At 46.7% G+C, this 12,334-nt stretch carries 11 protein-coding genes; 10 read left to right on the top strand and 1 reads right to left on the bottom strand.

Features of this window, described 5'->3' with window-relative positions; all coding sequences use genetic code 11:
* Window positions 1-20 precede the first annotated feature (20 nt).
* Entirely contained in the window at window positions 21-644 is a 624-nt protein-coding gene (locus Q0200_RS07115; RefSeq protein WP_297939581.1) for a tetratricopeptide repeat protein, read from the top strand.
* A gap of 311 nt (window positions 645-955) precedes the next feature.
* On the opposite strand, the gene Q0200_RS07110 is transcribed toward Q0200_RS07115, so the two are convergent.
* Complete coding sequence (locus Q0200_RS07110) at window positions 956-4,264, bottom strand: S8 family serine peptidase (protein WP_297939578.1); 3,309 nt, start codon at window positions 4,262-4,264, stop codon at window positions 956-958.
* Window positions 4,265-4,457: 193 nt separating this feature from the next.
* On the opposite strand from Q0200_RS07110, the gene dcd reads away from it, so the two are divergent.
* The 9 genes from dcd to Q0200_RS07065 form a co-directional block, all read left to right on the top strand.
* The gene (gene dcd, locus Q0200_RS07105; protein WP_002948812.1) at window positions 4,458-5,018 is read left to right on the top strand and encodes a dCTP deaminase; all 561 of its coding nucleotides are present in this window, start codon (window positions 4,458-4,460) and stop codon (window positions 5,016-5,018) included.
* A gap of 225 nt (window positions 5,019-5,243) precedes the next feature.
* Window positions 5,244-6,242 (top strand): UDP-N-acetylglucosamine 4,6-dehydratase (inverting), encoded by a 999-nt coding sequence (pseB, locus tag Q0200_RS07100; protein ID WP_297939571.1) that lies wholly within the window; start codon window positions 5,244-5,246, stop codon window positions 6,240-6,242.
* Between the two features lie 201 nt (window positions 6,243-6,443).
* Complete coding sequence (gene pseC, locus Q0200_RS07095; protein WP_297939568.1) at window positions 6,444-7,574, top strand: UDP-4-amino-4,6-dideoxy-N-acetyl-beta-L-altrosamine transaminase; 1,131 nt, start codon at window positions 6,444-6,446, stop codon at window positions 7,572-7,574.
* A gap of 13 nt (window positions 7,575-7,587) precedes the next feature.
* A complete protein-coding gene (gene pseF, locus Q0200_RS07090) occupies window positions 7,588-8,280 on the top strand; it encodes a pseudaminic acid cytidylyltransferase (RefSeq protein WP_297939585.1) in 693 nt (230 codons plus the stop codon).
* A 6-nt stretch (window positions 8,281-8,286) separates the two neighbouring features.
* Window positions 8,287-8,511, top strand: a complete 225-nt coding sequence (locus Q0200_RS07085; RefSeq protein ID WP_297939566.1) for a hypothetical protein — start codon at window positions 8,287-8,289, stop codon at window positions 8,509-8,511.
* Window positions 8,501-9,361, top strand: a complete 861-nt coding sequence (pseG, locus tag Q0200_RS07080) for a UDP-2,4-diacetamido-2,4,6-trideoxy-beta-L-altropyranose hydrolase (RefSeq protein WP_297939563.1) — start codon at window positions 8,501-8,503, stop codon at window positions 9,359-9,361. Before Q0200_RS07085 ends, pseG begins: the two co-directional genes overlap by 11 nt.
* Window positions 9,346-9,822, top strand: coding sequence for a UDP-4-amino-4,6-dideoxy-N-acetyl-beta-L-altrosamine N-acetyltransferase (gene pseH, locus Q0200_RS07075; protein WP_297939560.1), 477 nt, complete (start codon window positions 9,346-9,348; stop codon window positions 9,820-9,822). Before pseG ends, pseH begins: the two co-directional genes overlap by 16 nt.
* 8 nt (window positions 9,823-9,830) lie before the next feature.
* Window positions 9,831-10,859, top strand: a complete 1,029-nt coding sequence (pseI, locus tag Q0200_RS07070; protein ID WP_297939558.1) for a pseudaminic acid synthase — start codon at window positions 9,831-9,833, stop codon at window positions 10,857-10,859.
* On the top strand, window positions 10,859-12,334 hold a 1,476-nt coding region (locus tag Q0200_RS07065), incomplete at its 3' end, for a 6-hydroxymethylpterin diphosphokinase MptE-like protein (protein ID WP_297939555.1). The genes pseI and Q0200_RS07065, both read left to right, overlap by 1 nt.

Raw genomic sequence — 12,334 nt, 5'->3', positions numbered from 1 at the left:
TTATATATAAATGAGTAGAGATGAAAAGAGTTTTTGTTTTACTTGCCGTTTTATTTTCCGTTGGATTTTCCGAAAATCTTACGAAGCTAGGAGCAGAAGCTTATAATAAGGGCGACTACCAAAAAACATTAGATTTATGGCAAAAGGCTTGTGACGAGGGAAATGCTTTGGGTTGCGGCGGTTTAGGAATTTTATATACGGAAGGCAAAGGGCTAAGACAAGATTATCAAAAAGCAGTCCAATTTTATCAAAAAGCTTGTGATGGGGGAGATGCTTTGGATTGTCACAACTTAGGAATTTCGTATGCAAATGGTCGAGGAGTAAGACAGGACTACCAAAAAGCGGCACAACTGTATCAAAAAGTTTGTGATGGGGGAGGTGTTAGCGGTTGCACCGGTTTAGGATTTTTGTATTCAGATAACAAAAGAGTAGGACAAGACTACCAAAAAGCAGCCCAGTTGTTTCAAAAAGATTGTGACGAGAGAGAGTCTGCGGCTTGTTATCGTTTAGGAGCCTTATATGAAAATGGTAAGGTCGTAGAACAAAATTTATCCACCGCAAAGAAATATTTTAGTAAAACTTGCTCTTTAGGGTTTTACTTGGGTTGCGATAGCTATAAAAGGCTAAATAAAAAAGACCACTAACACTGCCTATCCGGCCGCTCTGCGGTCGGTTTCTTGCCGATTAACGGGAACGCTAATCATGATTTCTCTTGCTTTACCAAACTGTATTTGTAGTTTTTTAAGGCGCAATTACTAAAATATCGAAGTAGACGTTAAGAGATCTTACAAGTAGCGGCGCAAGTCGTATATATCCGCTTAATTTTCTAAGCCGCATTTTCGAGACGAATTTCTATCTCCAAAATGCGGCAAATTTACAAAGTCAAATTTAAACCCGTCGCGAGCTAAGTAAATTTAGCTCGCTCTAGGCAAATTTAAGCTTTTAATCCAAAAGATTAAAACGCCCAACTAAATTTGGCGTTTACGCCGTTTGATTTTACGTTGCTGCCGTATGCTCCAACATAGCTAAGGCCGACTCTAAAATTTCTGGTAAATGCAGCCTCAATACCAAGCTCGGTAGTGGCTAGATCTTTTAGCTTTTCACCCTCTAGTTTAGTTGCGCCAAGGCCTGTAACGTTCATATGAGCGCTCGGAGTTTTATCGCCTAGGAAGCGGTTGTAGGCTACATCTGCTTTTGCGACTAGGCCTACGCCGTCCATGGTAAATGCGATACTAGGTTTTACGCCCACGCTTGCGACTTGCAAATCTCTATCCTCGTTTCTGATCTGTACCAAAGAATTTGCTACATCGTCGTTTTTAGAGCGGATATAGGTTAGTCCCGCATAAGGCTCCAGACTAAAACCGTTTTCATAGCTTAGCCCCGTATAGGCGATCTGGGCAAATGCGCTGATAGCGGACGCGTCGGCGTCTTTATACTCATAAGCCAAGGGAGCGTATGAGCTAACGACTCTTTTTTCTTGATCAAATTTCGAGTAGATAGCGCCTAGGCTGATTTTGATAGGATCAAGTCCTATATCGCCGTAGATACCCGCATGCGCGTCTTTGCTTTTTACCGCTTTGCTATCGCCTAGCTTGTGATTTGTTTTGCCAAGCCCTACGAATACGCCTGCTTTTGAGCTATCGCCTACTAGAAAATCAACGCCTACTAGATTTGTAAATGCGTTCGTGCCTAGTCTTCCGCCGGCGTTATTGTCAGAAGTCACTCTGCTTGCACTGCTAAGCAACCAAAGTTCGACTCCCGTGTCGATATCGGCTCTTTTAGCTCCGTTTTTGTTTTTAACCGAATTTGCGAGCATAAACGAGTCTACGGCGGAGTTATTTTGCGCTTTAAAGTCTAGATCGTTTGAAAACGCGCCAAAGTATGCCGCCGCTACGCTATGAGTGGCTCCGAGCATAGACGAATAAATAACGCTGCTAGGATTTGCCTCGACTAATCTAGCAAACGACTTCTCGGCGCTAGTAGAGGCTACCTCCTCCATACTTTTGCCTTTTTGCAAAGAAAGAGCCAAATTTGAGCCGCTAACAGTTTCTTTAGTGGTTTTAAAGAACGCATAGCTATCCTCGACCTTAGCTAAATTTACCCCCGCGAAGTTTCCGCTTGCGTTTATGATTTTCTTTAGAGTCGGATTTGCGGCCAAATTCGCAAGCTCGGCGTTTGTTAGCAATGCAGCCTTTAATAAAGAGCCCTCTTTAAAGGTTAAATTTAGATTATGAGCGCCGTCGCTAACTACAAATGCGCCGCCTGCGTTTATAACGGCGTTAACTTGCGTAGCGTCGCTTGCCTTGGTCGTGCTCACGAAACCGCCCGCGCTTGGAGTTTGGTAAGTAAGAGCGTTCAAAACCTCAAATTCGCCGCCGTTATGGACGTTTATGCTTCTTGAAGAAGAGATTGATTGATTTAGAGCCGAGATTTTACCGCCGTATATATTTACCGCTCCGGTAAAGCTATTATCTCCGACAAGAGTCAAAGCGCCGTCTCCTCTTTTAGTTAGCGAGCCTTCATAGCCCTCCGCCGCCCTTGCGACCCTAGCCTGCTGCCTTGCGGTTTCAAAGGTCATCTCGGCTTTTTCTTCCGCGCTCAAATTTGACTTGGCATTAAGAGCCGCTTTTCTAGCCGCCCAAGCCGCAGCGTCGCCATCGTCTTCGGTTTTCCTAAATTTGATGGCGACGTCTGAGATGTTATTTGTCCAGATATCGTTTTGATTCATTGTAACGTCGAAGTTTCCTAAGAACTGCCCAGGACCAAACATCGCTTTACCAAGGTCAAGTATGCCCCAACCCCAGACGTTACTAGGTACACCCTCGCCGTCGCTACCCCAACGCTCTAGCATGCCGCCTGCACCGTGACCGGCTCTTAGCGTCCTTTGTCTAGCCGTAGTTAGCATAGTTTCTCTAATCTGAGGCATGCTCATATACGGATAGCGCTGCATTATGACTCCCAAGGCTCCGCTAACGTGAGGAGCGGCCATAGAAGTACCGCCAGATGATTTATATATAGCTTTGCCGTAGTTTGCATTGTCGGTAAGCTCGACGTACGCGGAATAAATCCCTGAGGACGGCGCGGCGATCGTCCACCACTTCGAGTGTCCGGCAAGGTTAAATTCCTGGATATCCGAGGATGCTTTATAGCCTCTTATATACGCGCTAGAGTCGTTAGGATAGCCATCCGCGCCGGTTTGACCCGTGACATTGATCCAGTAGTCCTCAGCGTCCGGTCTAAAATAAGGCAATGCCGCGCGAGTGAAAGACTCGGCCATTAGGCTCCTATTTCCAGCCGTAAATACCTGGATAACCCCTCTTTTTACCGCTACTTCGTAAGCTGCATCTAAAAAGCTTTTTTCGCCGCTAGTTACGAACTGATAATAAGCCTTTTTGGCCTCGTTCATATCTTTTAAATTTATATGGTCTTTTGCTGCGGTAGTTTGATTAGCCACCGTCACGTCGTAAAATTCCACATCGTATTCTGGTACGGCTCGCCAGTCGTAAGTAGGCTTATATCCCAGCGCGCCCGCAAAAGACGAATTTACGCGCCTATTAGAACCCCAGCTGTTGTTTATCACTTTCGCGCCCGCGTCGGCCAAGGCAGTGTAGCCTTTTAAAAAATAGTTGTAGTCTTGGTTTGGTCCATACGTCATATTATCGTTGCCGCCGGTATTTGCGGAGTATAGTTGTGCGCCAAACGCCACGCCGTGCATACCGCTACCGTCTCTACTAGCCGCCATCGTACCGCCCACGTGGGTGCCGTGAGCGTCGTTTACGCCCCTTACCCAACTACCGTCGCCGTTAAAAGCTTCGCCTTTTTTAAACACGCCGTTGTCGTTTTTATTAAAATTTCGCTTGCCGTCTTTTACTGGCTGATTTTTATCTATCGGGCCATTTCCTAGCGCAGCGTCAGGGTATCTCATGCCGTTTTTGCTATAGTTGCCGATCGTTTTTACTGCATGAATCCTACCGTCTTGAAACTCCGGGTGGCTCAAGAGTACGCCAGAGTCCATGACGCCGATCTTTGTTCCGCTACCGTTAAAGCCTAGCGCGTAAGCCGTGGAGGCGCTCATAGAGACTAGTCCCCAGTCTTTTTTATACTCCGCACTCTCCCAGCTAGAAGTGTTCCCGAATACTCCGGCCTCGGTGTAAGCATAAGCTCCGCTTGCGGCTAACAGCAAGCAGGTGAGCGCCGAAAGAGGCAAATTTGAGCCCTTGTTACTGCGTAAATTTGCAAATTTACGCGACGTGTTTGAATGCATTATTTTCCTTTCGTATAAGAGAATTTAAAATGCATTATTATACTGAGCTTTAATTTAAAGATTAATTATAAAAAATAAGAAAATTTGCCGACAGCGTATTAAAATTTGATAGATTTTATCGCAAAACGTCGCTCAAATTTTACGTAAATTTAAATTATGTTATAATCGCTTAAATTTAAAATAAAGGTAAAAAATGGGGCTAAAATCTGACGCCTGGATACGCAAAATGTCGCACGAAAAGGCGATGATAGTGCCGTTTGCCGAGGAGCAAGTCGGACGCGGCGTGGTTAGCTACGGAGTGTCCAGCTACGGTTACGATATCCGCGTGGGCGACGAGTTTAAAATCTTTACGAACATCGGCGGCACCGTGGTCGATCCAAAAAATTTCGACGAGAAAAACGTGGTGGATTTTAAAGGCGACGTGTGCATCGTCCCGCCAAACTCGTTCGCTCTAGCGCGCACGATCGAGTATTTTAACATGCCAGATAACGTGCTAGCCATCTGCCTGGGCAAAAGCACATATGCTCGCTGCGGCATCATCGTAAACGTCACGCCTTTTGAGCCGGGATTTAAGGGGCACATCACGATCGAGATATCAAACACGACGCCGCTGCCGGCCAAAATCTACGCGAACGAAGGCATCGCGCAGGTGCTATTTATCGAGGGCGACGAGCCGTGCGAAGTGACGTATGCCGATAAAAAGGGCAAGTATCAGGCGCAAGAAGGCATAACTCTGCCTAGGATTTTGAAGTAAAAGCAAAAAAATACCGCACCTAAACAAATTTAACGAACTAAATTTTGAATCAAATTTAAGGCACGGTTTTTGCTCTGGCTGAATAAAATTTAAATAAACGGCGAACCGTTTTAGCTAGACGAGACAAATTTAAAAATTTGCGAAGGAGCGTATGTAAAATACGCGGCCAAGCGAATTTAAATTTACGACGTACAGCGAAAAACGAGCCGCGAAAGGCAAAAATAAATGTTTAACGGAAAATCCATTCTCATTACCGGCGGCACCGGGTCATTCGGCAAAAAATACACCGAAATTTTACTCTCCAAATTTAAACCAAAAAGGCTAGTCATCTACTCTCGCGACGAGCTAAAGCAGTACGAGATGGCGCAGGTTTTCAAAGACCCGGCGATGCGATTTTTCATCGGCGACGTGCGCGACGAAAAGCGCCTGATGACCGCGATGAACGGCATCGACTACGTCATCCACGCAGCGGCTATGAAGCACGTGCCAATCGCGGAATACAACCCGATGGAGTGCATAAAAACCAACATAGGCGGCGCACAAAACGTCATCGATGCGGCACTAGAGTGCGGCGTGAGCAAGGTCATCGCGCTCTCGACCGACAAGGCGTGCAACCCGGTAAATTTATACGGCGCGACCAAGCTTGCCAGCGATAAACTTTTCGTCGCGGCAAACAACATCGCGGGTAGCAAAAAAACGCGATTTAGCGTCGTTCGCTACGGCAACGTCGTGGGCTCTCGCGGCTCGGTCGTACCGCTGTTTAAGAAGCTGATCGCAGAAGGCGTCAAGGAGCTGCCGATCACGCACGCTGATATGACGCGGTTTTGGATCACGCTTGAGCAAGGCGTAAATTTCGTACTTAAAAACTTCGAGCGCATGAAGGGCGGCGAGATATTTATCCCAAAAATCCCGTCGATGACGATGATAGAGCTTGCTCGCTCCATGGCGCCACATCTTGGCGTAAAAATAATCGGCATCCGTCCGGGCGAAAAGATGCACGAGGTCATGGTCGGCAAGGACGACGCGCACCTAACCTACGAGTTTGACGACCACTACGTGATCAGTCCGTCAATCAAATTTACGAGCAAAGACGACGACTTTAGCATAAACGCGCTGGGCGAAAAAGGGCATCTCGTGGAAGAAAATTTCGAGTACAGCTCTGATAAAAATAAAATTTGGCTAGGTAAAGACGGACTTTTGGATATGATCGAGGCGAGTAAATAATTTGGCCGAAATTTATAAAATTTGAGCCGAAATCTGAAATTTTAGAAAAGCAAGGCGAAGTATTTTTGCGTTTAGACGAGGCAAAATCGAGTGAGACAAGGGAGTTACCATATAGGTAATGACCGCAGGCGAGCGAGATTTTAACGAAGTATAAGCAAAAAAGACAAGCCGCAATAAAGACAAGCCGAAAAAAGGATAAAAATGATACCCTACAGCAGACAACAAATAACCGACTCCGACATAGCTGCCGTCGTGAGCGCCCTAAAAGACGACATCTTAACGGGCGGCGACAAGGTCGGCGAATTTGAAGAAGCGATCGCCCGGTACGTAGGCGTAAAGCACGTCGTAGCGATGAACTCGGCGACGTCCGCCCTACACGTCGCGTATCTAGCGCTTGGAGTGCGAGAGGGCGACGAGGTCGTAACTACGCCCATCACGTTTGCAGCAACGGCAAACGCGGCGCTAATGGCTGGAGCGGAGGTTAAATTTGCGCCCGTAAAATTTGACGGAAACATCGACGAAAACGCGCTAGCAAGCCTAATCACGCCTAAAACTAAAGTCATAACGGCGGTTGATTTCGGCGGCAATCCCGTAAATTTAGACGCCATCCTAAAACTAGCCAAGCAGCGCGGCATAAAGGTGCTTGACGACGCGTCGCACGCGCTGGGCAGCTCTCAAGGCGGCGTCAAAGTCGGCGCAAAAGCAGACGTTAGTATTTTTAGCTTTCACCCCGTTAAGCCGCTAACGACGTTTGAGGGCGGTGCGCTAGCAACAAACGATGACGAGATCGCGCGCCTAGCACGCCTCTACCGCTCGCACGGCATAGCCAAAAAACGCCTCTGGGACAGCGACCAGACGGTGCTTGGCTACAACTACCGCTTGCCCGACGTCGCCTGCGCGCTAGGACTAAATCAGCTAAAAAGGCTAGACGAAACCATCGCGGCGCGCGAGAAAATCGCTAAATTTTACGACGAAAAATTTGAGAAAAACCCATATTTTAGCACCGTTAAGCTACCTAGCGACGTCGTTAGCTCGCGCCACCTCTATCCTATCTTGCTATTTCGCCAGTTTTGGTGCGCCAAAGAGGACATATTTGCCGCCCTTCACGAGCGCGGTATCGGCGTACAGGTGCACTATAAGCCGACTTATAAATTTAGCTTTTACCGCGAGCGCTACGGCGATATCTCGGTGCCTAGCGCCGAGGATTTTTACGCGGCAGAGCTTAGCATCCCGTGCCATCAGTGCATGAGTTTAGAGGACGCAAATTTCGTTGCGGACGCGCTTTTTGAGGTTTTAAAGAGCTTTGATATGCCGCAAGGCTGCAGGGTTTAGGGCGGTAAATTTGATGAGAGACAACCAAAACCGCGCCCTTTGCGTCATCCCGGCTCGCGGCGGCAGCAAGCGCATACCGCGCAAAAACGTTAAGGATTTTTTGGGCAAGCCGCTGATAGCTTACAGTATCGAGGCGGCGCTAAATTCGGGCATTTTCGAGTGCGTGATCGTTAGCACCGACGACGCCGATATAGCAGACGTCGCAGTTAAATTCGGCGCTCAAGTTCCGTTTATGAGGGGCGCCGCGCTGAGCGACGACTACGCCACCAGTAGCGACGCCGTAGCGGACGCGGCGACGAGGCTAGGCGGATACGCTCACGTTTGCTGCCTTTACGCGACGGCGCCGCTTATTACGGGCGAAATTTTAAGCGAGGCATACGGCAAATTTAAAGAAGCGGAGTGTGAGTTTTTATTTTCCGCGACCGAGTTTAGCTTCCCGATTCAGCGCGCGATTAGGCTTGGCGAAGACGGCGCCGCAAGTATGTTTTACCCGCAGTTTGCGCTAACTCGCTCGCAGGATTTAGAGCGAGCCTATCACGACGCGGGCGCGTTTTATTTCGGCAGGCGCGAGGCGTGGCTGGAAAAAAAACCGATCTTTGCGCCGCACTCAAGGGCGTTTTTGCTTCCGCGAAATTTGGTCTGCGACATCGACACGCCCGAGGATTTCGAGTTTGCGCAGAAGCTTTACCGGATAAATTACCGCTGAGGAAAAATGCAAAAAGATTACATAAAAGCCAAAATATCGGTAGCTAGAACGCTCATGCAGATCTTTGCTGTTGCAGGGATCTTGCACATCTTTTATCTAGCGGCTAACTACCGCGGGCTAAACGAGGTTCAGATCCTGTTTTTCGCTTCTGCCGGCGCAGTTTACCTCATCGCCGCCGTATGTTTGGCGCTTAGAATTTTAAATTTGGCGGAAAAGCTCGATGAATTTTGACAAAATCTCAAATCTAAAAACCCTCATCCGCGCAGATAGCGGCTCAAAAATCGGGCACGGGCACATTAGGCGCGATCTTATCTTGGCGCAAAATTTTAAAGACGTTAGCTTTGCTTGTATCGACATGCCCGGTAGCCTAGCAGGCGAGATACCCTGCCCCGTTTTTACGCTAAAAAGCGCGGATGTAAATGAGCTAGTAAATTTGATAAAAGAGCATAAATTTGAGCTTTTAGTGATCGATCATTACGGCATTAGCGCGGCGGACGAAAAGCTAATCAAAGAGCAAACGAGCGTCCAAATTTTAAGCTTTGACGACAACTACAAAGAGCATTTTTGCGACTACTTGCTAAACGTAAATATCTACGCCCAGCCCCCAAAATACGTAAATCTAGTGCCGAAAGGCTGCGAGCTGATATTTTCGCCGCTAGTTAGGAGCGAGTTTTATGGCGAAGCAAAAATCAAACGCAAGAAAAAATTTGACTACCTCATCGCGCTAGGAGGCACTGACGCGCTAAATTTGACCGCTCAAATCGCCTCAAATTTGCTCACAAAAAACAAAAAAGTAGCCGTCATTACGACGAGTGCGAACGCAAATTTGGCAAATTTGCAAAATTTGGCGGATAGCGAGCCGAATTTTAGCCTATTTATAAACTCAAACGATGTGGCGCGGCTGATGAACGAGAGCGAAATTTTAGTGATTTCGGCTAGCTCGCTCGTAAACGAAGCGCTGGTTTTGGGCGCTAAATTTAAAGCCGTGCGCGTCGCGGACAATCAAAACGAGATGGCGCAGTGGCTAGCGGCAAACGGGCGCGAGATCTACGAGGCGGACGAAATATGCTTGAACTTATAAATTTCACCGATCTAACGGACGAGCAAATTTTGATGATTTTGCGTTGGCGAAACGACGAGCGAGTCGCAAAATACATGAAAAACAAAAGCGTGAGCGAGCAGGAGCACAGAAAATTTATCGCAAATTTGAAAAACGACGAAACGAAAAGGTATTTTCTGGTAAAAGAGGATAACGACTACATCGGCGTGATTGATTTCGTGGATATCGAGGCGGACTCGTGCGAATTTGGCATTTACGCAAATCCCCAGCTAAAAGGCAAAGGCAAAATCCTAATGCAAACCATCGTAGAATACGCCGCCAAAACGCTTAAAGTCGGCGAACTAAAATCGTGCGCCTACAACGAAAACGAAAAAGCGATCGCGTTATACCGCAAATTCGGTTTTGAAATTTACGGGCTCGACTGGCAAATGAGCTATATGTCGTTATCTTTACGCAAACTTGATATAATGGCTAAAAGTTAGGAAAATTTATGAAAATAGCAAATTTCGACACGGACAAAAAGGTCTTTATCATCGCCGAGCTCTCGGCAAATCACTCGGGCAGCTTGCAAACGGCGCTTGATACGATAAAAGCAGCCAAGCGCGCGGGCGCGGACGCTATAAAGCTGCAAACATACACGCCCGATAGCCTCACGCTAGATTCGCGCGGCGAGGACTTCATGATAAAAGGCGGGCTGTGGGACGGGGCAAATTTATACGAACTATACAAGCAAGCTCTGACGCCGCGAGAGTGGCACGAGCAGCTTTTTTCGGCGGCACGGGACGAAGGGCTAGTCTGCTTTTCAAGCCCGTTTTGCAATGACGATACGGATTTTTTAGAGAAATTTAACCCGCCCGCTTACAAGATAGCAAGCTTTGAGGTCACAGACTATGATTTCGTGCGCTACGTCGCGCTCAAGGGCAAACCGATCATCATCTCCACCGGCATCGCGACCGAGCAGGAAATCGCCGACGTCGTGCAAATTTGCAAAGATGCGAGAAACGAGCGGATCGCGCTTTTAAAATGCACGTCTAGCTACCCTGCTCCGCTTGATGGGATGAACCTGCTCACGATCGCCGATATGAAACGAAAATTCGGCGTCGAGGTCGGCTTTTCAGATCATACGCTAGGCATCGTAGCGCCCGTTGTCGCCGTGAGTCTGGGCGCTCGCGTCGTAGAAAAGCACTTTATCCTAGATAAAAGCGTTCGCAGCGTCGATGAGGCCTTTAGCCTGGACGAGCGGGAATTTAGCCAAATGGTAAAAGCCGTGCGAGACGCCGAAGCGCTGCTTGGCAAAGTAAATTACGAGCTAGACGAAAAAGCCGTGCAAAATCGCCGCTTTTCCCGCTCGCTTTATGCTTGCGCGGACATCAAAGAGGGCGAAATCTTTAGCGAAAAAAACGTAAAAAGCGTACGCCCGGGATACGGCCTGCACCCTAAATTTTTACCCGAATTACTAGGTAAAGAAGCAAAAAGAGATATAAAATTTAGCGAGAGAATCACAAAGGAGGATATATAATGGCCAAGAAAAAAGAGGACGAGTATCTAAAACTAAATAGCTTACAAAAAAAAGGCGCGCACGAGAATCAAACAAGCGGCAAAGGCGATAAAAATATCGATGAAACCGTCACAAATATCGCAAATCCTATTTTCAAAAAAAATCTACAAGCGCTTTTCCAGCAGGACGAAATTTTAGCCGCGCGCCTTTGGGGAATGAAAGAGACCGAAAAATATGATGTTTTTATAGGAAAAGATCCGATAGATATAAACATCATCGACAATAAAACCCTAAAATACGTCTACGAAAGCCCGGCTAAAGATGTTCTACGCATCCTAGAGTCGACCGAAAAAGAGTATAAAAGATATCCTATTATGTACTTTTACGGTCTTGGCAACGGTATTTTTTATAAAGCCTTGCTAAAAAACGAAACGCATCAAAAAGTTATCGTCGTAGAGCCCGAAATAGAGATTATTTATATAGCATTAAATTTAATCGACTTATCCGAGGAGCTGATTAGCGAAAGGCTGGTTTTATTTTTCTCGGAATTTGCGACATACTCGCAGTTTTATTTTGCGGTTTCTAGCCAACTTTTCTCTTCATACGCAAAAACTTATAACCTGCACATTCACACGCCGTTTTATGAAAATTTCCATGAAGATATCGTAAGGATAAATAAAGACTTCACCAAGGCTATATCTCAAATGGTCGTCGCTCACGGCAATAGCATAGACGATACTCTAATAGGCATAAAACACCACATAGAGCATATTCCGGAGATGGTTACAAACTATTGCTATACGGATCTGATCAAAAAAAGACACGGACTCATGGATACGGCAATCATCGTATCTACAGGCCCGAGTCTAGATAAACAACTAGAAACTCTTAAAAAATTCGCGCCGTATTTTACCGTTATCAGCCTTGACGCGTCGTATCCTATTTTATTAAAGCACGGTATAAAACCGGACTACGTAACCTCAATCGAGCGCGTAGAGGCTACGTCCAGCTTTTTTAAAAACAAAAACAAAAAAATAGACGAAGATATTTATTTTATAGTAGCGTCGCTAACGCATAAACAAACGGTAGATAATATTTTACCGCGCCGCCTAACTCTCACGATGAGACCTCAGCAAAGCGAAATGGCGTTTAATATGCCAAAATACGGCTATCTCGGCATCGGCCACTCTACGGCAAACCAGGCTTATCAGTTAGCTTACGCTCTCGGACATAAAAATATTATTTTAATAGGCCAAGATTTAGCCTTCGCTCCGGACGGTAAATCCCACGCTAGCGGGCATGCATTTGCTCAGGCTGATGAATACCTATACGTAGAAGCTTACGGCGGAGAAGGCGAAGTAAGAACGACCTATATATGGGACAAATTTAAAAATCAGTTTGAAAAAGATATAGAGCAGGCTAAAAACGAGCAAATCGCGACATATAACTGCACGGAAGGCGGCGCTAGAATACAAGGAAGCATCGAGCGACCATTT

The organism is uncultured Campylobacter sp., from assembly GCF_938045225.1.
GTDB lineage: Bacteria > Campylobacterota > Campylobacteria > Campylobacterales > Campylobacteraceae > Campylobacter_A.
This window is presented reverse-complemented; position numbering and strand designations above follow the sequence as displayed.

What these genes read in the sequence shown, in the direction of transcription:
- pseH (WP_297939560.1), top strand. Translation starts at nt 9,346, where the DNA reads ATGCTTGAACTTATAAATTTCACCGATCTAACGGACGAGCAAATTTTG.
- Q0200_RS07110 (WP_297939578.1), bottom strand. Translation starts at nt 4,264, where the DNA reads ATGCATTCAAACACGTCGCGTAAATTTGCAAATTTACGCAGTAACAAG.
- pseI (WP_297939558.1), top strand. Translation starts at nt 9,831, where the DNA reads ATGAAAATAGCAAATTTCGACACGGACAAAAAGGTCTTTATCATCGCC.
- pseC (WP_297939568.1), top strand. Translation starts at nt 6,444, where the DNA reads ATGATACCCTACAGCAGACAACAAATAACCGACTCCGACATAGCTGCC.
- pseG (WP_297939563.1), top strand. Translation starts at nt 8,501, where the DNA reads ATGAATTTTGACAAAATCTCAAATCTAAAAACCCTCATCCGCGCAGAT.
- dcd (WP_002948812.1), top strand. Translation starts at nt 4,458, where the DNA reads ATGGGGCTAAAATCTGACGCCTGGATACGCAAAATGTCGCACGAAAAG.
- Q0200_RS07085 (WP_297939566.1), top strand. Translation starts at nt 8,287, where the DNA reads ATGCAAAAAGATTACATAAAAGCCAAAATATCGGTAGCTAGAACGCTC.
- pseF (WP_297939585.1), top strand. Translation starts at nt 7,588, where the DNA reads ATGAGAGACAACCAAAACCGCGCCCTTTGCGTCATCCCGGCTCGCGGC.
- pseB (WP_297939571.1), top strand. Translation starts at nt 5,244, where the DNA reads ATGTTTAACGGAAAATCCATTCTCATTACCGGCGGCACCGGGTCATTC.
- Q0200_RS07115 (WP_297939581.1), top strand. Translation starts at nt 21, where the DNA reads ATGAAAAGAGTTTTTGTTTTACTTGCCGTTTTATTTTCCGTTGGATTT.